Below are 25,826 nucleotides of genomic sequence, written 5' to 3'. Positions count from 1 at the left end.
CGGTCACACGGATGTGACCATTACAGGCCCCGCCACTTGTGTCGGGGCTTGTTCTATTTCAGGGGCAACATAAAACAATTGTGGGAGCGAGCCTGCTCGCGAATGCGATCTGTCAGCCGACGAAGATTTCGACTGACACGACGCATTCGCGAGCAGGCTCACTCCTACAGGGGAATCGGTGTTGGTTTAGTTACCGCGTTTGCTGTTGATCTGCCGCAGGCGATTGCCTTCAAAGCGCAGGTATTGGTACATGCCGTTGCTCGGACCGTAAGTCCACTCCTCGACCTGAAACTCCTCGCGGCGATTGGCGCTGCGCTTGTAGCCGAGCAGATCACGGCTAACCGGCTCACCGCACTTCTGCAGGACTTCGCTGGAACGGTCGCCAAGGCTGATCAACTGACTGCCGCAGCGCAGCGTATCGGACGCCGAGGCGTGACTGGCTGCGAACGTCATTGCGATCAATGCCAGCCACTGCAGTTTCATCATTCGGCATCCAGGTGCATTTGCGTCACCACGCGGCCATCGCTCTCGGCTTCACCGAGATTGGCGTCGATGAAGTACACACGGTCGTCTGCCAGTTGGCCTTTATCGACCAGATAATCCTTGATGCTGCTGGCCCGGTCCTGACCCAACTGACGCAACAGCACATCGCTGCCACTCCAGAACTGGATCACTCCCTCGCGCATCTTCGCCGTGCGTTCTTCCTTGCCCAGATCCTTCCATTCCGCCGGCGGCTGGGTTTTCAGACGGGTGCGGTAAATGCCCTCGAGCAGTGGACCTTTCTCGCTGTCGGGCACTTGCAGCAGCGACGCCTGAGCCGGGACTTTATCGCCACGACGCTGGAGCATCTTGTAGTAGTTGTACTGGTATTCACGTTCCAGACGCTGCTCGGCGAGCAACGGGCCGTCACTGCTTTTGGCGGCCGTGCCTTCGATCTCCAGACGCAGTGCCGGACGCTCCTTCAGCGCCTGAGACAGTTTGATCAGCGCCGCTTCGGCATCCTTGCTCAACTCGCTGGAACCCGGAGCAAACGACACGGTGCCAAGGTCTTGCGAACTGCCACCACTGATAAGGCCGCCAATCATCTTGAATGGCGCGGCGGCGGCTTTGACGATCAGGTTGCGCAGGGTCTGCCAGACAATCGGCATCACGCTGAATTGCGGGTTGTTCAAGTCGCCGGTCACCGGCAACTCGATGGAGATCTTGCCGTCGACGTCCTTGAGCAGGGCAATCGCCAGTTTCAGCGGCAGGCTCACGGCATCCGGGCTGTCGACTTTTTCGCCGAGCTGCAATTGCTCGACCACCACTTTGTTTTCGGCTTTGAGCTGGCCCTTGGTGATCAGGTAATGCAGGTCGAGGTTGAGCCGGCCCTTGCGGATACGGTAACCGGCGAATTTGCCGGAGTAGGGCGTCAGTGTCGTCAGCTCGACGCGTTTGAAACTGGTGGCGATGTCGAGGCTGGCCATCGGGTCGAAGGGATTGACCGCGCCCTTGATGGTCACCGGTGCGTAGCGATCGACCTTGCCTTTGATGTCGACGCTGGCCGGTTTCGCCTGACGGCTGTCGATGGTGCCGATCTGGCCGTTGAGCTGCTGCACGGCGGTGGCGAAGTTCGGCGTCAGGCTGAAGTCGGCGAAGTTGGCCGAGCCGTCATTGATCGCGATGCCACCGATATGAATGCCCAACGGTTTCTCGTTGCTGGCCGGTTTCGCTGTTGTGGTTTTCGCGCCGCTGTCGGCCGGTTGCGGGATCAGCAGGTCGTCAATGTTGGTGGTGCGATCGTCGTTGATCATGAACCGCACATAAGGCTGGAACAGGTTGACCTTGTCGATCGACAGACTGTCGCCGTGCTGATAGTTCAGGCCTTCGACCACCACTTGCTGCCATTTGAGGAAGTCGCGGGTTTTCAAGGTGTCGAGGGTGTGCAGTTGATCGATCTGTGCGCGACCGGTGACGCTGAGTGCCAGCGGTTCGGTGCTCTTGAGATTGACCTTCAGATCACTACCGAGCATGCCGCTGCGCAGTTCCAGACGAATGAACGGGTTGATGTAGGACTGCGCAACCCGCAGGTCGATGTCCTGGGTTTTCACGTTGAGCTGGGCGTTGACCGGGGCGAGATTGACCGTGCCGTCTGCCATGATCTTGCCTTGCTTGCCCACGCCGCTGTCGAGTTTGAGCTTGAAGGGCGAACCGTTGAGACTGTCGAAATCCTGCAGGTCGACGTTGAGTGGGGTGATATCCAGAGCAACGGCTGGTTGGGCCGAGCGGTCGGCCAGATGCACAGTGTAATTGCGCAATTGCACGTCTTTGAGCAACACCTGCCAAGGCTTGCTCGGCGCAGTCGGTTCGGCTTTCGGCGAGTCGGCAGCGGCCGGCGTGTTCGCCGGTTCGGCGGCGGCTTTGGCGGCGGGTTTCGACGGTTGGCTGGCGAACAGTTTCTGCCAGTCCAGTTGCCCGTCGGCTTCGAGGGCTGCCCAGGTTTCCAGTTTGTTGCTGCGGATCTTGCCGACCACGACTTGTTGTTTGGCCAGATCCACCGAGGTTTCGCTGACGTCCAGGCGTTCGAGTTTCGCCAGTGGTCGCCCATCCGGAGCCTTGATGGCGAACGGCGCGATGCTCACCGCCACGTTGTTCAGTTGCAGCTCGGTTTCTTTCGACAGATTGAGTTTGTAGTCGCTGCTGAGGCTGATTACACCGTCTTCCAGCACCAGCGGCACCGAATCACGCACGTAGGGCCAGAACGCTTTCATCTTGCCGTCGGTAATTTTCAGGGTGCCTTCGGAAGTGAACGGGATCAGGCTGAAATTGCCACTCCAGTCGATCCGCCCACCGGCCGGGCCGATGGCGACCAGGGTCATGTCGGCACTGTCTTCGGGCAGGGTGCTGAGGTTTTTCAGTTCGAAGCTGAGGTCGTCGTAGAGGAATTCGATCGGCTCGCTCGGGCGCACGTCTTCAAAGTGCACCACGCCGCCGGCCAGTTTGATGTTGTCGATGCGCAGCGGGAACGGTTTGGCGTCCGGGTCGGCTGGTGTCGGCTCACTGGCCGGCACATTGAACAGGCCGAGCAGGTTGAGTTTGCCGTCTTTGGCGAAAAGGATTTCGGTTTTCGGCTTGTCCAGCTCGATGTTGGCCAGATGCAGGGCTTTGGTCCACAGGCTGTCGATTTGCAGGTCGGCGTACAGGCGATCGAAGCCGACCTGTTCCTTGCCCGGCTCGCCGATGACCAGTCCCCACAGGGTGACTTCAAGGCTGAACGGGTTGAGCTCGATACGCTGGATATGCGCGGGCACCGTCGCGTAGTTGGCCAGTTGCTGATTGGCTACCCGCAGAGCGATGCCCGGCAAAATCAGAAACCCCAGCAGGCTGTAGAGGGCCAGAGCAGTCAACAAGGCGCCAATCGCGCGAATCAATCCTTTGGGCATGTGCGGCTTCATCTGTCTGATTCGGAGTGCCTTGGAGTATGGCACGCGATTCTGGTTCCGAAGTACCTCGCGTGGGGCAGGATTGTTCAGATTCTTCTGTAGGAGCGCTTTCCATGTGGGAGCGAGCCTGCTCGCGAAGGCGTCATATCAGTCGCTCTATTTGTTGGCTGATACACCGCTTTCGCGAGCAGGCTCGCTCCCACATTAGATAATTGTTAGCTGCGCGGGCGGTTCAGAGCTGCAGGATCAGGGTTTTCAGCGGTGGTTGCTGATCCATGGACGGGAAGTCGGCGCCCGGGGTCATCACGCTCCACTCGCGCACCGGTCGCCCGGCCTTCTCGGCGCAGCGCAGGACCTGCTCGCGCCAGTCGTCCATGCTGACTTTCGCCAGGTTGTTGCAGCAGATCAGCACGCCGTTGTCGGCGGTGCTCAGCAGGGCCGGTTTGAGCAGGCTCTGGTAGTCGCGCAGCAGGTCGACGGTGCCGAATGCGCTCTTGGCCCAGGCGGGCGGGTCGAGCAGGACCAGATCATATTGGCGCTGATCGAGGCGCTGGTAGCTCGGCAGTTTCTGTCCACGGCGCTGACTGATCGGCAGACCGGCGAGTTGCCGGATTGCCGGAAAGTAATCGGACTGGATGAACTGCATCTCCGGCAATTGCGGGTTGAGCAGACCGTTTTCACGGCCGACCGCCAGATTGCCTTCAGCGAAATCCAGGTTGCACACTTCACGCGCGCCACCGGCGGCGGCACTCAGGCCAACGCCGCAGGTGTAGGCGAACAGGTTGAGCACGGATTTGCCCTTGGCGTGATCCTTGACCCAGCCACGGGTGTTGCGCAGGTCGAGGAACAGCAGCGGGTCTTGTCCGGCATGGCGTCCACGCACACGGTAGTTCAGACCCCATTCGTGGCCAACCAGATCGGCCAGCGCCGCCTCGTCAGCCTTATAGACGCTGTCTTCGCGGTCAATGCGCGAGTTGCCACGGGAGCGGTCGTTGTAGACCAGCAAGGTTTCCAGCCCCAGGCTCTGATTAACCATGGCGTGCAGTTGCAGCAGGTCGTCCCGCTCCAGCGTCTGGTGGAAGCTTTGCACCAGCAGTTGCGGGCCATAGCGGTCGATGGTCAGACCGCCGGCGCCTTCCTGGCTGCCGTGGAACAGCCGATAGCAATCGGTGCCCTGGCGGTGCAGCTCGGCCAGCAAATCCTGGCGTTGATCGAGGGCGGCGCGCAGCGCCTGATTCAAGGAAGACATGCGGGCGCCTTGCTGGTGAGAATGGGGGCGCGGGAGTTTAGCAGTTACTGAGCTGCAAGCTCCAAGCTTCAAGCCCCAAGCTTAAATCTTGCAGCTTGCAGCTTGCAGCTCTGAGCGTCAGCTCAGCCCCATCCGGCGTTTGGCCCGTTGCACCGAACCATTGCGCATCGCCCAGCGCAGCATCGGCGCACTGCGTCTGACGCTGGCGCGAATCAGTTGCCGTTGCAGCGAACTCTGCCGGACATCAAGCATGTCGCTGGCCCAGTCCGGCAGCAGATCGATACCGGCCTTCATCATCAAATCGCCAAACGGCCGCGCCAGAACACTGGGCGCCGGCGCGTCGAGCAACAGGCGCAAGACTTCGCGGCTGCGGTCATCGCAGAGCAATTGCGGGCGCACGCGTTGCAGATACTCGGCCACGGCTTGCCGCGATTTCGGCACATCCCGCGCGCCCAGACGCTCGGCAATCACCGCGATCTCGGCGTAATAACGATCCTGATCCGCCAGCGACAATTGCCGATTGCGGTAGCGCAAATGCGCGGCGAGGAAGTTGCTGACCTCGGCCACGTGCACCCACGTGAGCAAATCCGGGTCGCTGGCCGCGTATGGCCGACCATCCGGCGCAGTGCCGACCACTTGCAGGTGAATGGTGCGCACTTTCTCGATCAACCAATCGGCATCCCGTCGCGAACCAAACGTGGTGCCGGAAACAAACTGACTGGTGCGCCGCAAGCGCCCGAGCATGTCCTGACGAAAATTCGAATGATCCCAAACCCCGGCCAGTGCCAGCGGATGCAAGGCTTGCAGCAACAACGCGCTGATACCGCCGATCAACATGCTGCTGAAATCGCCGTGCACCTGCCAACTGATCGAGTCGGGGCCGAACAGGCCGGGGTCACCCTTGGGGTTTTCCAGATCGAGTTGGCCGAGGGACAGCCCGGTCAGGCTCATGAGCTGGTTTTCAATACGACTGCGGATGAATTCCATGACCACTCAGTGCGAAAGGGCGGGCGCGGCCGGTTGACCGCGCCCGAGGTGTTACTGATTGAGGCGCTTGTCGATCAGGCCTTGCACCACGCTCGGGTCGGCCAGGGTCGAGGTGTCGCCGAGGCTGTCGAGTTCGTTGCAGGCGATCTTGCGCAGGATGCGCCGCATGATCTTGCCTGAACGGGTTTTCGGCAAGGCCGGCGCCCACTGGATCAGGTCCGGTTTGGCAAAGCTACCGATTTCCTTGCTGACGTGCGCCAGCAGTTCTTTCTTCAGTTCGTCATTCGGTTCGGTGCCGTTCATCGGCGTGACGAAGGCGTAGATGCCCTGACCTTTGACGTCATGCGGGTAACCGACCACGGCGGCTTCGGCGATGCTGTCGTGCAGGACCAGCGCGCTTTCCACTTCGGCGGTACCGATGCGGTGGCCGGAGACGTTGATCACATCGTCGATGCGCCCGGTGATCCAGTAGTCGCCGTCCTCGTCGCGGCGCGCGCCGTCGCCGGTGAAGTAGTAGCCGGGGTAGGGTTTGAAATAGGTGTCGACCATTCGCTGCGGGTCGCCATAGACGCTGCGGATCTGTGCCGGCCAGCTCGATTTGATCGCCAGCACGCCGCTGCCGGCGCCTTTGATTTCCTTGCCGTGCTCGTCGAGCAACACCGGTTGCACGCCGAACATCGGCTGCGTGGCGCAGCCCGGTTTGATCCGCTGGGCGCTGACCAGCGGGCTGAGCATGATGCCGCCGGTTTCGGTCTGCCACCAGGTATCGACGATCGGGCAGCGCTGTTCGCCGACCACGTTGAAATACCATTCCCACGCTTCCGGGTTGATCGGCTCACCGACGCTGCCGAGTAATCTGAGGCTGGCGCGCGAAGTTTCCTTCAACGGTGCGGCACCTTCGCGCATCAATGCGCGCAGAGCGGTCGGTGCGGTATAGAAAATGTTGACCTTGTGTTTATCGATCACCTGCCAGAAGCGCGAACTGCTCGGATAACTCGGTACGCCCTCGAACATCAGCGTGGTCGCGCCGTTGGCCAGCGGGCCGTAGACGATGTAGCTGTGACCGGTGACCCAACCGACGTCGGCGGTGCACCAGAACACTTCGCCGTCGCGGTAATCGAGCACGTATTTGAAGGTCATCGCCGCTTGCAGCAGGTAACCGCCGGTGGTGTGCAACACGCCTTTGGGTTTGCCGGTGCTGCCGGAGGTGTAGAGGATGAACAGCGGATCTTCGGCGTCCATCGGTTCCGGTGGGCAATTGTCGCTGACATCGCGCACGGCCTGGTGATACCAGAGGTCACGGCCCTCAACCCAATCGACGTTGCCTTGGCTGCGCTCGACCACCACGACGGTGCTGACGTCCGGGCAACTTTGCAGGGCTTTGTCGACGTTCTGCTTGAGCGGCACGAACTTGCCGCCGCGTACACCTTCATCCGCCGTGATCACCGTGCGGCAGTCGGCGTCGAGAATGCGGTCACGCAGGGAGTCAGGGGAGAAGCCGCCAAACACCACTGAATGGATCGCACCGATCCGCGCGCAAGCGAGCATGGCGTAAGCGGCTTCGGGGATCATCGGCATGTAGATGCACACCCGGTCGCCTTTCTTCACGCCACGGCTTTTCAGCACGTTGGCCAAGCGGCAGACGTGGTGATGGAGTTTTTTGTAAGTGATTTGTGCCGATTCGGCCGGGTCGTCGCCTTCCCAGAGCAGGGCGGTCTGCTCGCCGCGCTTTTCCAGATGGCGGTCGATGCAGTTGTAACTGACGTTCAGTTTGCCCCCGGCGAACCAGGCGGCTTCACCGGTTTTCAGGTCATAGCGCTGAACGGTCTGCCACGGCGTGCTCCAGTCGAGGAAACGCGTGGCCTGTTCGGCCCAGAAGGTTGTGGGGTGTTCAATGGATTCGCGGTACAGGCGCCGGTAGTCATCCTGACTCAACTGAGCAGCCCGGCGGACGGCATCGGCTTTGGGGAACGTGCTGATATCGAACATGACGGTTCCTTATTCTTGTGGTGCGTCAGGAATAAAGATGCGCCGAGCGATGCAGAGGTTCAAGTCATGTGTAAAACAACTGTGGGAGCGAGCCTGTTCGCGAATGCGGTGTGTCAGTCAACAAAGATGCTGAATGACACACCGCATTCGCGAGCAGGCTCGCTCCCACATTGGAGATGGGGTGCCCACTGGAATTGTGGGCAACCCATTCACATCACCCGCGGTGACGACCGCGGAAGTAGTTGATCAGGCCTTGGGTAGACGGATCATCAGCCGTGGTTTCATCGCTGCCGACCAGACGGTTGTAAACGCCTTTGCCCAATTCCTTGCCCAACTCAACGCCCCACTGGTCGAAGGCGTTGATGCCCCAGACCACGCTTTGTACGAACACTTTATGTTCATACATTGCCACCAGCGCGCCGAGACGACGCGGGCTGATGCGTTCAACCACAATGGTGTTGCTCGGACGGTTGCCCGGGATCACCTTGTGCGGCGCCAGTTTGTGCACTTCTTCTTCGATCATGCCCTTGTCGCGCAGTTCCTGCTCGGCTTCCGGCAAGGTCTTGCCGAGCATCAGCGCCTGACTCTGCGACAGGCAGTTGGCGTACAGCCACTGATGGTGGTCGGAAACCGGGTTGAAGCTGACGATCGGCACGATGAAATCGGCCGGGATCAACTGCGAACCTTGATGCAGCAACTGGTGGTAAGCGTGCTGACCGTTGCAGCCGACGCCGCCCCAGATCACCGGACCGGTATCGGTCGACACCGGCGTGCCGTCCTGACGCACGCTCTTGCCGTTGGATTCCATGTCCAGTTGTTGCAGGTGCTTGGTGATGTTGCGCAGGTAATGGTCGTACGGCAGGATCGCGTGGCTTTGCGCGCCCCAGAAGTTGCCGTACCACACGCCGAGCAGGGCCAGCAGCACCGGCATGTTCTGTTCGAACGGCGCAGTCTGGAAATGCTGGTCCATGGTGTAGGCGCCGGACAGCAGTTCCTTGAAGTTGGACATGCCGATCGCCAGGGCGATCGGCAAACCGATGGCCGACCACAGCGAGTAACGCCCGCCGACCCAGTCCCACATCGGGAAGATGTTTTCTTCGCGGATACCGAACGCAACGGCCGCTGCGTTGTTGCTCGATACGGCGATGAAGTGACGATACAGCTCGGCCTCCGAACCGCCCTGCGCCAGGTACCAGGCGCGCGCAGCCTGCGCGTTCTTCAGGGTTTCGAGGGTGTTGAAGGATTTCGACGAAACGATGAACAGCGTGGTCTCGGCGCGCAGTTTCTGCGTCAGTTCGTGGAATTCGCTGCCGTCGATGTTCGCCAGATAATGGCAACGCACGCCTTTCTGCGCGTACGACAGCAGTGCTTCGGAGACCAGCTCAGGGCCGAGGAACGAGCCACCGATGCCGATGTTGACCACGTCGGTGATCGGCTTCTCGGTGTAACCACGCCACAGACCGTCGTGGATGCGGCCGACCAGATCGGTAATCTGGTTCAGGACCTTGTGGACTTCCGGCATCACGTTGACGCCGTTGACCGACAGCTTGTCGCCTACCGGGCGGCGCAGGGCGGTGTGCAGCGCCGGGCGGCCTTCGGACGTGTTGACGATTTCGCCTTCAAACAGCGCTTTGATGGCGCCTTTGAGATCGACTTCATTGGCCAGACCGACCAGCAGGTTGCGGGTCTGGGCGTTGATCAAATTCTTCGAATAATCGAGAAACAGTCCGCAGCTGCTGAGGGTGAACTGGTTGAAGCGCTGCGGATCGGCGTTGAAGGCTTCGCGCATGCTGAAATCCTGCATGGCTTGGCGGTGATCTTTCAACGCTTGCCAGGCGGGCAGAGCGGTAACGTCTTGAGGAGTGAGGTAATACGCCATCGCTGCGGTTTTCCTTTTTACTTGAACGGCCTTTTGAACACTGAACAGACCCGGCACGCCATGTTTGGGCATGGGATCAACTGCGTCGACACGATTTCTGGACACAGGGCGAATACAGTAAACCTCGCGCTGCGTTCTGTCTTGACTTTGTCTGACCAGATCCCTGTACTTTTTTAACATCGAGACCGGGAACTGGCCGACAAACGGAGGGGGAGCGGGGCGATTTTGCGATCAGGCGAGCTGAACCGGGATGGCGTTGCTGGTGTGGCTCAGCTCGTTGCCGGGCGCCATGTAGAGCATGCGCGGCTTGAAATTGACCAGATCGGCTTCGCTGTAATGGGCGTAGGCACAAATGATCACGCGGTCGCCGACCTTGGCCTTGTGCGCAGCGGCGCCGTTGACGGAGATCATCCGCGAGCCTTCTTCACCACGAATCGCGTAGGTGGTGAAACGCTCGCCGTTGTCTACGTTGTAAATCTGGATCTGCTCGTATTCACGGATGCCGGACAAATCCAGCCACTCGCCATCGATGGCGCACGAACCTTCGTAATCGAGCACCGCATGAGTGACTTCGGCGCGGTGCAGTTTGGCCTTGAGCATGATCGCGTGCATGAGGGTTTTTCCCGGGTTGGAATCGAACGGCGGGCAGTGTGCCCGAAGGCTTTGGGAGCGGCAATATGGCGTGAAATGCAATTTTCATAACACCGAAAACCACTGTGGGAGCGAGCCTGCTAGCGAAGGCGGTGTGTCAGTCAACATTTGTGCTGAATGACACACCGCCTTCGCGAGCAGGCTCGCTCCCACAGGAGGTATTGCGATGTTTTTAAGCGGGCGTATCGAGGTTCAGGTGCAGGTTGTCGATCAACCGCGTGGTGCCGAGGAACGCCGCCACCAGAATCACCAGATCACGGTCTTCAGCCGTCGCCGGACGCAGGGTCAGGGCATGGCGGATTTCCAGGTAGTCCGTGCGCAGACCTGCGGCTTCAAGCTGCTGCAACTGGGCAGCGATCAGCGCCGGGAAGTCGCGTTCACCTTGCTTGATCGACTCGGCAATGTTGCTCAGCGAGCGATAAACGACCGGAGCCGCCGCGCGCTGTTCTTCGCTGAGGAAACCGTTGCGCGACGATAACGCCAGGCCATCGGCGGCGCGTACGGTCGGCTCGCCAATGATCTGGATCGGCATGTTCAAGTCATGCACCAGCGCACGGATCACCGCCAGTTGCTGGTAGTCCTTCTGGCCGAAAATCGCCAGATCCGGCTGGACCATGTTGAACAGTTTGCTGACCACGGTCGCCACACCTTCGAAATGCCCCGGACGGCTGGCGCCGCACAGGCCTTCGGACAATTGCGGCACGCTGACCCGAGTCTGCCCGGCCATGCCGTCGGGGTACATTTCCTCGACAGTCGGGGCGAAGAGCAGGGAACAACCGGCTTCGAGCAGCTTCTCCTGATCCGCCGCCAACGTGCGCGGGTACTTATCGAGGTCTTCGCCGGCGCCAAACTGCAGCGGGTTGACGAAAATGCTCGCGACCACGAAATCGACCCGTTGCGTGGCTTTGGTGATCAGCGCGACATGACCGCTGTGCAGGTTGCCCATGGTCGGCACGAAGCCGATGCGCTTGCCTTCGCTGCGAGCGCGGGCTACAGCGGCGCGCAGTTCGCGTACGGTTTTAACGGTGTTCATGCGGAGAATCCGTGTTCGATGCCAGGGAACGTGGTGGCTTTGACTTCGTTGACGTAAGCCTTCAGCGCGGACTGGATGCTGTCCTGACCGTGCATGAAGTTCTTCACGAACTTCGGCACGCGGCCAGTGATCGACAGGCCGAGCATGTCGTGCAGCACCAATACCTGACCGTCGGTGGCGTTACCGGCACCGATGCCGATCACCGGAATCTTCACCGCCTGGCTGATTTCAGCAGCCAGTTCGCTCGGTACGCATTCGAGCAGCAGCATCGCCGCGCCGGCCTGTTCCAGCGAAATCGCATCGGCACGCATTTGCCGCGCCTGGTTCTCGTTGCGGCCCTGCACTTTATAGCCGCCGAGAATGTTCACCGCTTGCGGGGTCAGGCCCATGTGCGCGCACACCGGTACACCGCGTTCAGCGAGCAGACGGATCGACTCGGCAAGCCACAACTGACCTTCGACCTTGATCATGTGCGCACCGGCCTGCATCAGCATGGCGCTGTTAGTCATGGTTTGTTCAAGGGTGGCATTGGCCATGAACGGCAGGTCGGCGAGGATCAGGGCATCGCTGTTGCCGCGTTTGACGCATGCGGTGTGGTAGGCCATTTCTGCGGTGGTCACCGGCAACGTGCTGTCGTGACCTTGCAGGACCATGCCGAGGGAGTCGCCCACCAGCAGCACTTCGACACCGGCCTCATTACAGGCGTGGGCGAAGGTCGCGTCATAGCAGGTCAGCATGGTGATCTTTTCACCTTTCTGCTTGAGGCTCTGGAGCGTGGTCAGGGTGATGGCTGGCATGTAAAAAATCCTCGTTCAGGCGCTCTGGAAACTACTGCGAGTAACGCGCGTGATTCTTCATCTACTCAGGCGCACGCTCTTTTGTCGTGCTTATAAGGCCTGGATTGCGCCCGTATGTGCCGTGTTGGCGGCAGCGGGACGCCTATAGTCGTGATGAGCCAACAGGAAGTCAATTGCGTGTGTTACCGCATTGTTACGAGGGGAGTGTTACCGGCGTTACTGATGCGATTCAGCGGCGCGGCGGGGCTGATTCGACGACTTTTTGTCCGACAAAATCCTGGGTGTGGAATAAACCAATGTGGGAGCGAGCCTGCTCGCGAAGGCGGCGAATCAGTCAACGCAGTGTTGAAGGAAACATCGCTTTCGCGAGCAGGCTCGCTCCCACTGGGGATTGCAATCAATCTGTCGGGAGGCGTTCCAGGCCGACGAACGGGCAGGCGGCGAGCAGATCGGACAGGCTGCGGCCGTCGGCAAGGTGCAAATCTTGCGGGGCCAGTTCGGCGAGGGGATAGAGCACGAACGCGCGTTCCTGAATCTGGTAATGCGGGACTTTCAGGCGTGGTTCGTCGATCAGGCGATCACCGAACAGCAGAATATCCAGATCCAGCGTACGTGGGCCCCAGCGTTCGAGGCGTTCGCGACCTTGGTCATTCTCGATGGCTTGCAATGCATCGAGCAGTTCCAGTGGGGCGAGCGAGCTGTCGAGCGCCGCGACCGCGTTGGTGTAACGCGGTTGGCCCGGCAGCAACGAGTCGCTTTGATAGAAGGCAGAAACGCCGGCGAGTGTGGTCTGCGGCAATTGCCCCAGCGCCTCGACGGCGCTGTGCAATTGTTCGGCCGGGTCAGCGAGGTTGCTGCCCATGCCGATGTAGATGCGTTCCATGCGTTTACTCGCCTGTCGAGGCGCTCGGTGCGCCGGCGCGTTTGCGCTTGGAACCGCTGCTGCGGCGACGTTTGCGTGGTGCGCCGCTGGCGTCATCACCCTTGCCGCTGAGGTCGCGGATCATGTCGCGACGCTCGCTGTCGTTGGCGTCCTGATAGTCCGTCCACCATTCGCCCAGGCCATCCGTTTCCTCGCCAGCGCTTTCACGCAGTAACAGGAAGTCGTAACCGGCACGGAATCGCGGATTATCCAGCAACAGGTCGGCACGTTTGCCGCTGCGGCGTGGCAGACGCTCCTGCATGTCCCAGATCTCGCGGATCGGCATGGTGAAACGTTTCGGAATCGCGATGCGCTGGCACTGTTCGGCGATCAGTTCGTGGGCGCCTTCCTGCATCGCCGGGATCGGCGGCATGCCGCGTTCTTGCAAGCGCAACACGCGGGCCGGCAGAGCAGGCCACAGCAGCGCGGCAAACAGGAACGCCGGGGTCACCGGTTTGTTCTGCTTGATGCGCAGGTCGGTGTTGGTCAGCGCTTCGCTGATCAGCGTGTGGGTGTATTCCGGGTTGTGTTCCAGTGCATCGGCACTGGCCGGGAACAACGGGGCGAACAGTTGCAGATCGACCAGCATTTCGAAGGTGATCGCGCCGTGTCCCGAAAGGAACAGCTTGAGCACTTCTTCGAACAGACGCGCCGACGGGATCTCGCGCAGCATCGGTGCCAGTTCACGGATCGGCTGCACGGTGTGCTTCTCGATGCCGAAATTGAGCTTGGCGGCGAAACGCACCGCGCGCAGCATGCGCACCGGGTCTTCCTGGTAGCGCTGCTTCGGATCGCCGATCAGGCGGATCAGGTGATTGCGGATGTCGTGTACGCCATTGGCGTAGTCGAGGATGCGCTCGCTGACCGGATCGTAATACAGGGCGTTGATGGTGAAGTCGCGGCGTTGCGCGTCTTCTTCCAGGGTGCCGTAAACGTTATCGCGCAGAATCCGCCCGCTCTCGTTACGCGAAGACTGGTTGCTGTCTTCGTCGTCTTCGTTGATCGGGTGATTGGCGCGGAAGGTCGCGACTTCAATGATTTCGCGACCGAAATGAATGTGCACCAGTTTGAAGCGACGGCCGATGATCCGCGCATTGCGGAATTCGGCACGGACTTGCTCAGGCGTGGCGCTGGTGGCGACGTCGAAATCCTTGGGTGTGATGCCCAGCAGCATGTCACGCACGCAACCGCCGACCAGATAAGCCTGGTAACCGGCACCTTGCAGGCGTTCGACGATATTCACCGCATAGCGGCTGAACTGCGTTTTCTGCAGCGAATGTTGGCCGCTGTTGAGCACTTCAGGGGTGCTGCGGATGTGTTGCGTACGACGCACGGGAGTTCGGAATGACTGGAACAACTTCTTCAGCATGGGATGCACTGTTTGAAGGAATGTTCGGCCATACCAAAGAATGACCGCATGATGGGCGCAGATTCTAGCATTTAGTCGGGGGATGGTGTAGGAGACAGCAGTTTCGAGCTGAAAGCCGCAAGCTACAAGGGTGAAACGGGGGTAAAACAGGGAGTTTTTTACAGAAGGGAGAAACTACAAGGGGAGCCGAAGCTCCCCAAGAAGTAGTTGCGTGCTCTTTTTATTATTGATTCGGGCTTCTTGTTTTTGTTGAGTGCCCTCGCCACGAAGTGTTTCCTTCGTGACCCTCCCAATCGGGAGCCAAGAGCAAACGGATTGCTTTGGTCGCTGAATTGCAGTGATCTCTCGATCCAACCAGTACAGGCTCTGTCTTAGGACAGTTTTTGTTGTTCTCGGCCTGGTCGTGGGGCAAGCCCCAAATACAACGCCTCTCCAAAAGAATCAGTTAGCTGCGCCTCTCGCCGTCTTGTTTTTATTGTGCGTGAGTCGATTCGTCTTATTTTTATTGTCTTGTGCATTGCTTGTTATTGTTCTTGTACCAAACATATAGCAGGGGGCGTGCCAACTTTTGCGAAACCCAATAAAACAAGGGGTTAGGTCGATATAACCGTTTTGTCGGGGCGAAAAAAAGCCGGGGTTTCGTTACCGATAACCCCGGCTTCTGTTACGTGAAAGGACTGAGGTAACAGTTTTTTCACCTCTTCAAGCGTTACCTGCACACTCGACAGGTAACGTTCAGCTCTCGCTGGCGACCCCGGTCTTGCGCCGTGGGATGCCCAGACGCTGACGGCGTTCCCACAGACATTTACGGCTAACGCCCAGTTTGCGCGCCAGTTCGGTCTCGGTCATGTGGTCCTGATGCTCGAGGACGAAGTGCTGGAAGTAATCTTCCAGCGACAGGTCTTCGGTCGGTTCATGGCTGCTGTTGCTGGCGTTACCCGGCGTTTGTGGCGGCAGGCCGATGAACTCGTCGTCTTCCAGATCGCTGAGTTCAATATCGATGCCCAGCAGGTCGGCGGAGATTTCCGGGCTTTCGCTCAGAATCACCGCACGCTCGACTGCGTTCTCCAGCTCTCGCACGTTACCCGGCCAGGAATAATGCCGGATCGCCTGTTCGGCATCGGCGGCAAACTTCAGGTCGGTACGGTTGATGCGCGCACTCTGGCGAGCCAGGAAGGCAGTGGCGATTTCGTTGACGTCGGCACCGCGCTCGCGCAGGGCCGGCAGTTTCAGCGCGATCACGTGCAGGCGGTAATAAAGGTCTTCACGGAACTGGCCGATTTTCGCCAGGCTCTTCAGGTCCCGGTGAGTGGCCGCGATCAGGCGCACATCAACTTTCTGTGACTGCACGGAACCAACACGGCGAATTTCACCTTCCTGCAACACACGCAGCAGGCGCGCTTGGGCTTCCAGCGGCAATTCGCCGATTTCGTCGAGGAACAAGGTGCCGCCGTCCGCCGCTTCGACCAGACCGGCACGCCCGGCGCTGGCGCCAGTGAACGCGCCTTTCTCGTGGCCGAACAGTTCGGACTCGATCAGGCTTTCCGGAATGGCCGCGCAGTTCACCGAAATCATCGGCGCCTTGGCGCGTTTCGACAGGTTGTGCAGGGCGCGGGCCACCAGTTCCTTACCAGTGCCGGACTCGCCCTGGATCAACACATTGGAATCGGTCGGCGCGACTTTGCGGATCTTGCTGTACAGATCCTGCATCGGTGGGCAGGAGCCGATGATGCCGATCTCGCCGTTGCTGTTGTCGACCGCGGATTTGCCGCTGCCGTTGGTCGTTTTCACGGCAACGGGCTCACCTGCAGCAGGAGCCGATTGACGATCACGCAGGATCCGCGCGACAGCCTGAAGCATTTCGTCGTGGTCGAAAGGCTTGGCGATGTAGTCCACCGCGCCCATCTTCATCGAGTCGACCGCCGAGCGCAGGCTGGCGTAACTGGTCATGATCAGCACCGGCGTGCCCTGGCCAAGCTTGATCAGCTCGGTGCCCGGAGCGCCCGGCAAACGCAGATCGCTGACGATCAGATCGAACGTAGGAATGGTGAAGCGTTCTTGTGCTTCCTGCACTGAACCGGCTTCGCTGACCTGGTACTGGTTGCGTTCCAGCAGGCGGCGCAAGGCGGAGCGGATAATTGTTTCGTCTTCGACGATCAAAATGTGCGGCATTGATTCGATACTCTCGACGGTCTCAGTTCACAGCGGACGTCGCTTCGACATGACGCGGTAAGGTCACCCGGATACGGGTGCCGCGTTGGCTTTGTACATCAGCCGGGCTGTCGATGGTGATTTGTCCATAATGCTCTTCAACGATGGAATAGACCAGTGCAAGGCCCAGACCGGTGCCTTCGCCAGGATCCTTGGTGGTGAAGAAGGGTTCGAACAATCTATCCATGATGTTCTTCGGAATACCGCTGCCTTCGTCTTCGACGATCAGATCGACCGTGTGTTCGCCGGCTTCGCTCTTGACCCGTACCGCACTGTGCGGCGGCGAGGCGTCGCGGGCGTTGGAGAGCAGATTGATCAAGACCTGAGCGAGTCGCTGCGGATCGCCTTCGACCCAGTGATCGGGATCGCACAGGTTGTAGAACTGCACTTCGAAATTGCGTCGGTTCAGCGCCAGCAGGCCAATTGCATCTTGAGCGACCTCTGCCAGACAAACGGGTTCATCGCTGTGCTGATGACTGCCGGCGTGGGCGAAACTCATCAGCGACTGAACGATGCGCGAGACGCGTTTGGTCTGTTCGAGAATCTGCCCGCTGATTTCCGTCAGTTCGCCGTCGTCTTCGCGTTCTTCGCGCAGGTTTTGCGCAAGACAAGCGATGCCGGTGATCGGGTTGCCGATTTCGTGGGCTACACCGGCCGCAAGGCGACCAATGCTCGCCAGGCGTTCGGAGTGCACCAGTTTGTCTTCGAGCATCTGCGTTTCGGTCAGATCTTCGACCAGCAGAACCAAGCCACTGTTACCCGGTGCCAACGGCTCATCGATCGCCGCTTTGTGCAGGTTCAGCCAGCGCGTCTGACCGTCGAGGGCCAGATGTTGTTTGTGCAAATGCTCGTCGGGCAGGTTGATAAAACCCTGCAGCAATCCCTTCCACGGCTCGCCGATGGTACTCAGGCGCGAACCGACCACACGCTGCGCGGCGATCCCGGTGAGTTCTTCCATGGCCTTGTTCCACATCAGGATCTCTTGATCCTTGGCCAGCGAGCAGACGCCCATCGGCAGTTCCTGCAGGGTCTGGCGGTGGTAGCGACGCAGGGCATCGAGTTCGGCAGCCAGACCGGTGAGGCGCGAGTGGTAATCCTCGAGGCGGCTTTCGATGAAGTGAATGTCTTCGGTCACATAGTTTTCGCCGCCGGCCTTGTACGGCAGGAAGGTTTCGACCATGTCCTGCGCCACGCTCGGACCCATCAGACCGGAGAGGTTGGCTTCGATGCGATCGCGCAAACGGCGCAGGGCATACGGGCGGCGTTCGTCGAACGGCAAATAAAGGTCACGCAGCGCTTGCTCGACTTCCTTCTGCGCAGCCTTGGCACCCAACGGTTTCGCCAGTTGCGTGGCGAATTCCTGCGGCGAGGCGGCGTGCAATTCGCGGCGTTGCGGACGACGCACGTTATCCACAGCGCAGGCTTCAGCGGCACTGGCTTCTTCGGGGCTGGCATTGGTGAACAGCGAGATCAACGTGAACATCAACACGTTGGCCGCCAGCGAGGCGATGGCTGCCATGTGCCAACTGGTGTCGTCGAGCACGTAAATCATGTTCAGCAGCGGAATGTAGAAACCCTGCAGATTGCCGACCAACGGCAGCAGCATCGTCACCACCCAGACCAGGATTCCCGCCAGTAAACCGGCAATGAAGCCGCGCCGGTTAGCGGTCGGCCAGTACAGCACCGAGAGCACACCCGGCAGGAATTGCAGCGTCGCGACAAAGGCAACAATGCCGAGGTTGGCCAGATCCTGTCCGGCACCGAGCATCAGATAGAAGCAAAACCCGGCCATGATGATCGCGACGATCAGAGCCCGGCGGGTCCATTTCAACCAGCGATAGATGTTGCCTTCAGCCGGTGGTTGATAAAGCGGCAGCACCAAGTGATTCAACGCCATGCCCGAAAGGGCCAGCGTGGTGACGATGATCAGGCCGCTGGCCGCCGACAGTCCTCCGACGTAGGCAAGCAATGCCAGCGGTTTGCTGTTGGCTGCAATGCCGATGCCCAGGGTGAAATATTCCGGGTCGGTGGTGGCGCCGAGCTTGAGGCCGGCCCACAGGATCAACGGTACCGCCAGGCTCATCAACAGCAGAAACAACGGCAGGCCCCAGCTCGCACTCACCAATGAACGGGGGTTGAGGTTTTCGGTAAAGGTCATGTGATACATGTGCGGCATCACGATCGCCGAGGCGAAGAACACCAGCAGCAGCGTGCGCCACGGGCCTTCCTGCAAGGGCGTATGCAACGCCGCGAGGGCGGTCTGGTTTTGCAGCAGCCACAGTTCCAACTGTTGCGGACCATCGAACACGCCGTACAACGCATACAGGCCGACGCCGCCAAGGGCAACGAGTTTGATCACCGACTCAAAGGCAATCGCGAACACCAGCCCTTCATGTTTTTCGCGGGTGGCGATATGGCGGGAACCAAAGAAGATCGTAAACAGAATGATCAGTGCGCAGAACGCCAGCGCCACGCGGCTCTGAATCGGTTCGCCGGTGAGGATGCCGATGGAATCGGCCACCGCTTGAATCTGCAGCGCCAGCAGCGGCAGCACACCGATCAGCATGAAAATCGTGGTCAGCGCACCGGCCCAGGTGCTGCGAAAGCGGAACGCGAACAGATCCGCCAGTGACGACAATTGATAAGTACGGGTGATTTTCAGAATCGGATACAGCAACACCGGCGCCAGCAGAAACGCCCCAGACACGCCGAGATAACTGGAAAGAAAGCCGTAGCCATACTGATAGGCCAGACCCACCGTGCCGTAAAACGCCCAGGCACTGGCGTAAACACCCAGCGACAGTGTGTAGGTCAGCGGGTGGCGAATGATCGCCCGCGGGATCATGCCCCGTTCGCTGATCCAGGCAACGCCGAACAGCACCGCCAGGTACGCGGCGCTGACCAGGATCATCTGGGTCAGGCTAAAGCTCATCGGCATCTTTTTGGCTCTGCAGGATGAAGGTCACGACAATCAGGATCAGCCAAAGCAGATAGGGGCGATACCAGGCGCCCGTAGCGTCGATCCACCAATCCATGATGGCGGGGGAAAACAAGTAGATCCCCACGACTAAAAGCAGGACCAAGCGATAGATGTACATCCCGGCCTCTCTTTTTTATGCGCGTGCCCGAAAACGTGCGGCGATGGTAACGGATGGGCGCGCGACTGCAAGTGTCGTCACAGTAGTTGCGCCTCGGGCAAAGTCAGTGTGCGCGGGATCTGTGTGGCATCCCAGTGCGCGCTGCCCCACTTGAGTAACTCTTGCTGCGAAGCGTGGGCCAGTTCGGCGCCGGGGTTTTGCCCCAAGGCGCGCAGGGCTCGCAGTAACAGTGGCGTGGCTTGATCCGCTTCAAGCGGCGGTGAACGGTAGGACTTGCCGAGCTTGTTGCCGTCCGGTTGGGTAATCAGCGGCAGGTGCAGGTAACGCGGTTGGCGCAGGCCGAGCAGTTCTTGCAGGTACAACTGACGTGGCGTCGAGTCGAGCAGGTCGGCACCGCGGACGATGTCGGTGATACCTTGCCAGGCATCGTCGAGGACCACGGCCAATTGGTAGGCGTAGAGACCGTCGCGGCGACGGATCACGAAATCACCGACGTCGCGACCCAGATGCTGGCGGTATTCGCCCTGTACGCGGTCGATGAAGTGGTATTCCAGTTCGGGTACGCGCAGGCGGATTGCCGCGTCCTGTTGATCGTGGCCGGCATTGCGGCACAGGCCAGGATAAATGCCGTTGTACGCTTCGAGCTGTTTGCGCGAGCAGGTGCAGGCGTAGGCCAAGCCATGATTGAACAGGCTGTTGAGCACGTCGGCGTAAGCGTCGTGCCGATCGCTCTGGCGCACCATGTCGCCGTCCCATTCAAAGCCGTAACTTTCCAGCGCCTTGAGAATTGCCGTTTGCGCACCGGGTTCTTCGCGGGGCGGATCGAGGTCTTCCATGCGCACCAGCCAGCGACCGCCGACCGAACGGGCGTCGAGGTAGGAGGCGAGGGCAGCGACCAGCGAACCGAAGTGCAGGTGGCCACTCGGGGTTGGGGCGAAGCGGCCGATGTAGGCGGGGGGTGTGTTGGCAGTCATGGAAACGAAACTACTTTTCAGGCTATATGCAGGTCAACCTGTGGGAGCGAGCCTGCTCGCGAAAGCGTAGTGTCAGACGATTAAATGTTGAATGACACACCGCTTTCGCGAGCAGGCTCGCTCCCACAAAGGCAAAAGGCAGAAACAAAAACGGAGCGTTCACACGCTCCGTTTTTCGTTCAGGTCGAGATTACTTGCCGACCTGCTTTTCCTTGATTTCCGCCAGGGTCTTGCAGTCGATGCACAGATCCGCAGTAGGACGGGCTTCGAGGCGCTTGACGCCGATCTCGATGCCGCAGGACTCGCACCAGCCGTATTCTTCGTCCTGAATCAGCTCCAGCGTCTTGTCGATCTTCTTGATCAACTTGCGCTCGCGGTCGCGGGCGCGCAGCTCGAGGGCGAATTCTTCTTCCTGACTGGCACGATCGGCCGGGTCAGGGAAGTTGGCCGCTTCGTCCTTCATATGATCAACAGTACGGTCGACTTCCTGCATCAAGTCCTGTTTCCACTTGTTCAGGATCTTGGTGAAGTGCGCGCGCATCGGAGCGCCCATGTACTCTTCACCGGCTTTCGGAACGTAAGGTTCGAAACCGCTGATCGTCGTTTGCTGCTGTTGCTTTGCTTGGGTGGGCATGAAATGGACCGCCTCTACTCTTGTAATCCATTGCGCAGGATTGCTCCATCACCGACACCTGCCGGCCCTGCGGCTGCAAGCGGGCGAACTTACCAGATCAAATCGGCCTGCGCTACTCCCGGATGTCGAGGCCCCGGCGGGTGGCGCTTGCAAATGTTTGGCAAGCCGTGTCTGTTGGTGTTGAAGACCTGTTCAATCACTGATTTTAGTCAATCCTGGAGCGTACGCTCATGTCGTTACAGTCCAGCGTTCTTGAGGCTGTGACCGCTGCGGGTTCTCGCTCGTTCCGGCAGATGGGTAGAATCGTCTCTTTTTCCCTGCCGAAGGAAAACCAATGGCTCAGCCCTACAGTGCGCGCAGTCGTGCGATCGAACCGTTCCATGTCATGGCGTTGCTGGCGCGGGCCAATGAATTGCAGGCTGAAGGCCACGATGTGATCCATCTGGAGATCGGCGAGCCGGACTTCACCACCGCCGAGCCGATCATCCGTGCCGGGCAAGCGGCGCTGACGGCAGGCAAGACGCGCTACACCGCCGCGCGCGGCATTCCGGAGCTGCGCGAGGCGATTGCCGGGTTTTATCAATCGCGTTATGGCTTGAACATTGATCCGCGACGGATTTTGATCACGCCGGGTGGCTCCGGTGCATTGCTGTTGGCTAGCGCGCTGCTGGTCGATCCCGGCAAACACTGGCTGCTGGCGGATCCGGGCTACCCGTGCAACCGGCACTTCCTGCGTTTGGTCGAAGGCGCGGCGCAGCTCGTTCCTGTAGGTCCGGACGTGCGCTATCAGCTGACCCCGGATCTGGTCGAGCGCCATTGGGATCACGACAGCGTCGGCGCACTGGTCGCCTCGCCAGCCAACCCGACTGGCACGATTTTGACTCGCGATGAACTGGCCGGGTTATCCACAGCCATCAAGGCTAAGCATGGACATCTGGTGGTGGACGAGATCTATCACGGCCTGACGTACGGCACCGATGCCGCCAGCGTTCTGGAAGTCGATGACAACGCTTTTGTGTTGAACAGTTTCTCCAAGTATTTCGGCATGACCGGGTGGCGCCTGGGTTGGCTGGTGGCACCGGATGCGGCGGTCAGCGAGTTGGAGAAGCTGGCGCAGAACCTCTACATCAGCGCGCCGAGCATGGCGCAGTACGCGGCGTTGGCCTGCTTCGAGCCGGACACCCTCTTGATTCTGGAAGAGCGCCGCGCCGAATTTGGCCGTCGTCGTGATTTCCTTTTGCCGGCATTACGCGAATTGGGTTTCAACATCGCCGTGGAGCCTGAGGGCGCGTTCTATTTGTACGCCGATATCAGCCAGTTCGGCGGCGATGCCTTCGCGTTCTGCCGACATTTCCTCGAAACCGAGCACGTTGCCTTCACGCCGGGTCTGGACTTCGGTCGTTATCAGGCCAGTCACCATGTGCGTTTTGCCTACACGCAAAACCTCCCTCGCTTACAGGAAGCGGTGGAGCGAATCGCCCGTGGCTTGAAGAGTTGGCAAGGCTGATGCGTTTTTATCCACCACTTGAAGAGGCGCGTCTGATCCGGCGTTACAAGCGTTTTCTCGCCGATATCGAAACCGTTGGCGGCGAGTTGCTGACCATTCACTGCCCGAACACCGGTTCTATGCTCAATTGCCAGGTCGAGGGCGGACAGGTCTGGTTCAGCCGCTCCAATGACCCGAAACGCAAATTACCGGGCACTTGGGAAATCGGTGAAACCCCGCAGGGCCGCTTGTTTTGCGTGAATACCGCCCGGGCCAACGGTTTGGTTGAGGAGGCGTTGCAGGCTGGCGTTATCACTGAGTTGAACGGCTTTACCGCGTTGAAGCGCGAAGTGGCCTACGGGCAGGAAAAAAGCCGCATCGATTTTCGCCTCGAATACCCAAGCGGCCCGGCGTATGTGGAAGTGAAAAGCGTCACCCTGGGCTTCGACGGCACAGCGGTGGCGGCGTTTCCCGATGCCGTGACCCAGCGTGGTGCCAAGCATCTGCGGGAGTTGGCACATCTGGCGCGGGACGGGATCCGGGCGGTGCAGTTGTATTGCGTCAATCTGAGCGGAATTGAAGCGGTGCGACCGGCCGAGGAGATCGACTCGGCCTACGCCGAGGCGCTGCGTGAAGCGGTGGCGTGTGGTGTTGAAGTGCTGGCTTACGGCGTTCGCTTGAACCATGAAGAGATGGCCATCGACCGGCGTCTCGACGTGCTGCTCAACGGTTAAACATCGATCCACAAGCCTTGCGCGTCTTCCCGGCACGCAATGGCTGTGAGTGATTGCCCGGCGCAAGGCCCGGCGACGCATTCACCGTCCTCGATCAGAAACAGTGCGCCGTGGGTGGCGCACTGGATCAGGCTGTTGCTCGGGTCGAGAAATTGGTCGGGATGCCATTCAAGACCAACGCCCCGGTGCGGGCAGCGATTGAGATAAACGTACGCTTGCCCATTGCGGCGCACGGCGAACAGCTTGTTCCCGTTGACTTCAAAGCCACGGCTGGCCGCTTCGGCGAGTTCAGTGCCCGCGCAGAGAAACTTCATGGCTATCCTCTAATGTCCGCTCGTGTCCGGATATGTCCGAGCTTGACGTTTAAATGCAAACAATTATCAAATGGCGACCTTCGTCCGCAGGGCGGCTGGCAGGGGCGAGGATACTTGGCCTGTCATCCGGATGCCCGGGAAAAACGTCTTTCAAGGAAGCTGTGTATGCGCCTGAGTACTCGCGTTGTTGTGCTGTGTGCCGGACTGTTCGTCAGCCATCAGGCTGCAGCGGCCGATTTGCCGCAACGTTGGGTCAGCGCCGGCGGTGCGCTGTCGGAATGGGTCAGTGCGTTGGGCGGCGAGTCGAAGCTGGTCGGCGTTGATACCACCAGCCAGCATCCGGAGTCGTTGAAGGCGCTGCCGAGCATTGGTTATCAGCGTAGCCTTTCCGCTGAGGGCATTCTCAGTCTGCGCCCGGACATCCTTATCGGCACCGAAGAAATGGGCCCGCCGCCGGTGCTGTCACAGGTCAAGGCCGCCAAGGTTCAGGTGGAGTTGTTCTCGGCTCAGCCGGATCTGCCGACACTGGAGAAAAACGTCACCCATCTGGGCCAGTTGCTCGGCACAGAAGCCCAGGCAAAGCAGCTACTGCAAAGTTATCAACAGCAACTCGATGCGCAGAACGTGCGGGTTGCAGATGCGCAGTCCAAACAAAAAGCGCCGGGCGTTCTGTTGTTGCTCGGGCATGCCGGTGGCAAGCCATTGATCGCCGGCAAGGACACCGCTGCCGACTGGCTGCTGCAACAGGCGGGCGGGCATAACCTGGCGACGCATACCGGTTACAAACCGTTTTCCGTGGAATCCCTCGCCAGCCTCGATCCTGAAGTGTTGGTATTCGCCGACCGTGCATTGACCGGAGACGCGGCGAAAGCGGCGCTGTTCAAGGAAAACCCGATTCTCAATTCAAGTCGCGCGGCCAAGGCCGGCCGAGTGCTGGAACTGGACCCAACCCTGTTGGTTGGTGGCCTTGGACCACGCTTGCCGGCAGCGCTGAAAACCCTGTCTGACGGTTTCTACCCGGCCAAGAGCGGCCAATGACCACATTGGTAAAACCCCGTGGTCTGTTCATTGGCCTGACGCTTCTATGTCTGTTGGCGATCTGGCTGTCACTGGCGCTGGGGCCGGTGAGCCTGCCGCTGTTCGATACGTTGCGCGCAGCGTTGCGCATGCTCGGCGTGCCGCTGGCGCCGGACGGTCTGGAGCAGGCTGAGCTGATCCTCGGACAGATTCGTCTGCCGCGAACCTTGCTCGGGTTGGCGGTTGGCGGTGTGCTGGCGCTGTCCGGTGTGGCGATGCAGGGTTTGTTCCGTAATCCGCTGGCGGATCCAGGACTGGTGGGGGTTTCCAGCGGCGCAGCGCTGGGTGCGGCGATTGCGATTGTCGGTGGTTCGTTTTTTGGTGGCTTGCCGGAGTGGTTCGGGCCGTATCTGCTGTCGGCCTGCGCGTTCCTCGGCGGCCTCGGGGTGACGGCGCTGGTTTATCGCCTCGGTCGCCGTAACGGTCAGACCAATGTGGCGACCATGTTGCTTGCGGGTATTGCCCTGACCGCGCTGGCCGGTTCGGCGGTCGGCCTGTTCACTTATCTGGCGGATGACGCGACCCTGCGTACGCTGACGTTCTGGAACCTCGGCAGTCTCAACGGCGCCAGTTACGCGCGGCTGTGGCCATTGCTGATCATCAGCGCCGGCGTGGCGTTGTGGTTGCCACGTCGCGCCAAAGCGCTGAATGCCTTGCTGCTCGGGGAATCCGAGGCTGGGCATTTGGGCATTGATGTCGAGCGGCTCAAGCGTGAATTGGTGTTCTGCACGGCGCTGGGTGTGGGCGCAGCGGTGGCAGCCGCGGGCATGATCGGGTTTGTCGGGCTGGTGGTGCCGCATCTGGTGCGGTTGCTGGCGGGGCCGGATCACAAAGTGCTGCTGCCGGCATCGGTGCTGGCCGGGGCGAGTCTGTTGTTGCTGGCTGATCTGGTCGCGCGGCTGGCGCTGGCGCCGGCAGAGTTGCCGATCGGTATTGTCACTGCGTTTATCGGTGCGCCGTTCTTCCTTTATCTGCTGCTGCGAGGACGCGCCTGATGTTG

General features: G+C 60.1%; 21 protein-coding genes. 4 read left to right on the top strand and 17 right to left on the bottom strand.

The genetic code is table 11. The annotated features are described in order from the left end of the window. Nucleotides 1–186 precede the first annotated feature (186 nt). The 16 genes from HU718_RS26020 to dksA all read right to left on the bottom strand — a co-directional run bounded on the left by HU718_RS26020 (nt 187) and on the right by dksA (nt 21,215). Nucleotides 187–483 carry a DUF2845 domain-containing protein gene (locus HU718_RS26020; RefSeq protein WP_077574576.1) on the bottom strand — a complete coding sequence of 99 codons (297 nt, stop codon included), beginning with the start codon at nt 481–483 and terminating at the stop codon, nt 187–189. Next, nucleotides 483–3,434, bottom strand: coding sequence for a DUF748 domain-containing protein (locus HU718_RS26015; RefSeq protein WP_150730464.1), 2,952 nt, complete (start codon nt 3,432–3,434; stop codon nt 483–485). The genes HU718_RS26020 and HU718_RS26015 overlap by 1 nt, the downstream gene beginning before the upstream one ends. A gap of 220 nt (nt 3,435–3,654) precedes the next feature. After that, nucleotides 3,655–4,671: a class I SAM-dependent rRNA methyltransferase gene (locus HU718_RS26010; protein WP_150706904.1), complete on the bottom strand. Its 1,017-nt coding sequence runs from the start codon at nt 4,669–4,671 to the stop codon at nt 3,655–3,657. Between the two features lie 117 nt (nt 4,672–4,788). Continuing rightward, entirely contained in the window at nt 4,789–5,658 is an 870-nt protein-coding gene (locus tag HU718_RS26005) for an oxygenase MpaB family protein (protein WP_186613993.1), read from the bottom strand. 51 nt (nt 5,659–5,709) lie between these two features. Further along, nucleotides 5,710–7,647 (bottom strand): acetate--CoA ligase, encoded by a 1,938-nt coding sequence (gene acs, locus HU718_RS26000; protein ID WP_186613991.1) that lies wholly within the window; start codon nt 7,645–7,647, stop codon nt 5,710–5,712. 214 nt (nt 7,648–7,861) lie between these two features. Continuing rightward, on the bottom strand, nt 7,862–9,526 hold the full coding sequence (gene pgi / locus HU718_RS25995; protein ID WP_186614164.1) for a glucose-6-phosphate isomerase: 1,665 nt from the start codon (nt 9,524–9,526) through the stop codon (nt 7,862–7,864). Between the two features lie 231 nt (nt 9,527–9,757). Then, a complete protein-coding gene (gene panD / locus HU718_RS25990; RefSeq protein ID WP_095048673.1) occupies nt 9,758–10,138 on the bottom strand; it encodes an aspartate 1-decarboxylase in 381 nt (126 codons plus the stop codon). Between the two features lie 211 nt (nt 10,139–10,349). Next, entirely contained in the window at nt 10,350–11,210 is an 861-nt protein-coding gene (gene panC / locus HU718_RS25985) for a pantoate--beta-alanine ligase (protein ID WP_186613989.1), read from the bottom strand. Then, complete coding sequence (gene panB, locus HU718_RS25980; RefSeq protein WP_134177334.1) at nt 11,207–12,007, bottom strand: 3-methyl-2-oxobutanoate hydroxymethyltransferase; 801 nt, start codon at nt 12,005–12,007, stop codon at nt 11,207–11,209. The genes panC and panB overlap by 4 nt, the downstream gene beginning before the upstream one ends. A 397-nt stretch (nt 12,008–12,404) precedes the next feature. After that, nucleotides 12,405–12,890 (bottom strand): 2-amino-4-hydroxy-6-hydroxymethyldihydropteridine diphosphokinase, encoded by a 486-nt coding sequence (gene folK, locus HU718_RS25975; protein ID WP_150730468.1) that lies wholly within the window; start codon nt 12,888–12,890, stop codon nt 12,405–12,407. Nucleotides 12,891–12,894: 4 nt separating this feature from the next. Further along, complete coding sequence (locus tag HU718_RS25970; RefSeq protein ID WP_016983493.1) at nt 12,895–14,298, bottom strand: polynucleotide adenylyltransferase PcnB; 1,404 nt, start codon at nt 14,296–14,298, stop codon at nt 12,895–12,897. 735 nt (nt 14,299–15,033) lie between these two features. Next, nucleotides 15,034–16,470: a sigma-54-dependent transcriptional regulator gene (locus HU718_RS25965; RefSeq protein WP_034153889.1), complete on the bottom strand. Its 1,437-nt coding sequence runs from the start codon at nt 16,468–16,470 to the stop codon at nt 15,034–15,036. A 22-nt stretch (nt 16,471–16,492) separates the two neighbouring features. After that, on the bottom strand, nt 16,493–19,447 hold the full coding sequence (locus HU718_RS25960) for a sensor histidine kinase (protein ID WP_186613987.1): 2,955 nt from the start codon (nt 19,445–19,447) through the stop codon (nt 16,493–16,495). Next, entirely contained in the window at nt 19,431–19,607 is a 177-nt protein-coding gene (locus tag HU718_RS25955; protein ID WP_003176118.1) for a hypothetical protein, read from the bottom strand. Before HU718_RS25955 ends, HU718_RS25960 begins: the two co-directional genes overlap by 17 nt. A gap of 77 nt (nt 19,608–19,684) precedes the next feature. Further along, complete coding sequence (gene gluQRS / locus HU718_RS25950) at nt 19,685–20,581, bottom strand: tRNA glutamyl-Q(34) synthetase GluQRS (protein WP_186613983.1); 897 nt, start codon at nt 20,579–20,581, stop codon at nt 19,685–19,687. Between the two features lie 190 nt (nt 20,582–20,771). Next, on the bottom strand, nt 20,772–21,215 hold the full coding sequence (gene dksA / locus HU718_RS25945; protein WP_064118688.1) for an RNA polymerase-binding protein DksA: 444 nt from the start codon (nt 21,213–21,215) through the stop codon (nt 20,772–20,774). Nucleotides 21,216–21,549: 334 nt separating this feature from the next. Between dksA and HU718_RS25940 the strand changes: the two genes are divergently transcribed. Both HU718_RS25940 and sfsA read left to right on the top strand, forming a co-directional pair. Beyond that, nucleotides 21,550–22,722 (top strand): pyridoxal phosphate-dependent aminotransferase, encoded by a 1,173-nt coding sequence (locus HU718_RS25940; RefSeq protein WP_127929800.1) that lies wholly within the window; start codon nt 21,550–21,552, stop codon nt 22,720–22,722. Further along, on the top strand, nt 22,722–23,435 hold the full coding sequence (sfsA, locus tag HU718_RS25935) for a DNA/RNA nuclease SfsA (RefSeq protein ID WP_186613981.1): 714 nt from the start codon (nt 22,722–22,724) through the stop codon (nt 23,433–23,435). The genes HU718_RS25940 and sfsA overlap by 1 nt, the downstream gene beginning before the upstream one ends. Here the strand turns inward: sfsA and HU718_RS25930 are convergent. Next, nucleotides 23,432–23,749 (bottom strand): Rieske (2Fe-2S) protein, encoded by a 318-nt coding sequence (locus tag HU718_RS25930; RefSeq protein WP_150730471.1) that lies wholly within the window; start codon nt 23,747–23,749, stop codon nt 23,432–23,434. The two genes, sfsA and HU718_RS25930, sit on opposite strands and share 4 nt — an antisense overlap. A 165-nt stretch (nt 23,750–23,914) precedes the next feature. Here HU718_RS25930 and HU718_RS25925 point away from each other — a divergent pair, with 165 nt between their 5' ends. Both HU718_RS25925 and HU718_RS25920 read left to right on the top strand, forming a co-directional pair. Then, nucleotides 23,915–24,787 (top strand): heme/hemin ABC transporter substrate-binding protein, encoded by an 873-nt coding sequence (locus HU718_RS25925; RefSeq protein ID WP_110720241.1) that lies wholly within the window; start codon nt 23,915–23,917, stop codon nt 24,785–24,787. 50 nt (nt 24,788–24,837) lie between these two features. Beyond that, a complete protein-coding gene (locus HU718_RS25920; protein ID WP_177413920.1) occupies nt 24,838–25,821 on the top strand; it encodes a FecCD family ABC transporter permease in 984 nt (327 codons plus the stop codon). The last annotated feature ends 5 nt before the right edge of the window (nt 25,822–25,826 follow it).

It is taken from the genome of Pseudomonas tensinigenes, from assembly GCF_014268445.2.
Classification (GTDB): Bacteria; Pseudomonadota; Gammaproteobacteria; order Pseudomonadales; family Pseudomonadaceae; genus Aquipseudomonas; species Aquipseudomonas tensinigenes.
This window is presented reverse-complemented; position numbering and strand designations above follow the sequence as displayed.

Excerpts from the sequence above, each read along its gene's own strand:
- gluQRS (WP_186613983.1), bottom strand. The coding sequence starts at position 20,581 with ATGACTGCCAACACACCCCCCGCCTACATCGGCCGCTTCGCCCCAACC.
- pgi (WP_186614164.1), bottom strand. The coding sequence starts at position 9,526 with ATGGCGTATTACCTCACTCCTCAAGACGTTACCGCTCTGCCCGCCTGG.
- HU718_RS26010 (WP_150706904.1), bottom strand. The coding sequence starts at position 4,671 with ATGTCTTCCTTGAATCAGGCGCTGCGCGCCGCCCTCGATCAACGCCAG.
- HU718_RS25960 (WP_186613987.1), bottom strand. The coding sequence starts at position 19,447 with ATGCCGATGAGCTTTAGCCTGACCCAGATGATCCTGGTCAGCGCCGCG.
- panB (WP_134177334.1), bottom strand. The coding sequence starts at position 12,007 with ATGCCAGCCATCACCCTGACCACGCTCCAGAGCCTCAAGCAGAAAGGT.
- acs (WP_186613991.1), bottom strand. The coding sequence starts at position 7,647 with ATGTTCGATATCAGCACGTTCCCCAAAGCCGATGCCGTCCGCCGGGCT.
- HU718_RS26005 (WP_186613993.1), bottom strand. The coding sequence starts at position 5,658 with ATGGAATTCATCCGCAGTCGTATTGAAAACCAGCTCATGAGCCTGACC.
- panD (WP_095048673.1), bottom strand. The coding sequence starts at position 10,138 with ATGCACGCGATCATGCTCAAGGCCAAACTGCACCGCGCCGAAGTCACT.
- HU718_RS26015 (WP_150730464.1), bottom strand. The coding sequence starts at position 3,434 with ATGAAGCCGCACATGCCCAAAGGATTGATTCGCGCGATTGGCGCCTTG.
- folK (WP_150730468.1), bottom strand. The coding sequence starts at position 12,890 with ATGGAACGCATCTACATCGGCATGGGCAGCAACCTCGCTGACCCGGCC.
- dksA (WP_064118688.1), bottom strand. The coding sequence starts at position 21,215 with ATGCCCACCCAAGCAAAGCAACAGCAGCAAACGACGATCAGCGGTTTC.
- sfsA (WP_186613981.1), top strand. The coding sequence starts at position 22,722 with ATGCGTTTTTATCCACCACTTGAAGAGGCGCGTCTGATCCGGCGTTAC.
- HU718_RS25955 (WP_003176118.1), bottom strand. The coding sequence starts at position 19,607 with ATGTACATCTATCGCTTGGTCCTGCTTTTAGTCGTGGGGATCTACTTG.
- HU718_RS26020 (WP_077574576.1), bottom strand. The coding sequence starts at position 483 with ATGAAACTGCAGTGGCTGGCATTGATCGCAATGACGTTCGCAGCCAGT.
- HU718_RS25925 (WP_110720241.1), top strand. The coding sequence starts at position 23,915 with ATGCGCCTGAGTACTCGCGTTGTTGTGCTGTGTGCCGGACTGTTCGTC.
- HU718_RS25965 (WP_034153889.1), bottom strand. The coding sequence starts at position 16,470 with ATGCCGCACATTTTGATCGTCGAAGACGAAACAATTATCCGCTCCGCC.
- HU718_RS25970 (WP_016983493.1), bottom strand. The coding sequence starts at position 14,298 with ATGCTGAAGAAGTTGTTCCAGTCATTCCGAACTCCCGTGCGTCGTACG.
- panC (WP_186613989.1), bottom strand. The coding sequence starts at position 11,210 with ATGAACACCGTTAAAACCGTACGCGAACTGCGCGCCGCTGTAGCCCGC.
- HU718_RS25940 (WP_127929800.1), top strand. The coding sequence starts at position 21,550 with ATGGCTCAGCCCTACAGTGCGCGCAGTCGTGCGATCGAACCGTTCCAT.
- HU718_RS25930 (WP_150730471.1), bottom strand. The coding sequence starts at position 23,749 with ATGAAGTTTCTCTGCGCGGGCACTGAACTCGCCGAAGCGGCCAGCCGT.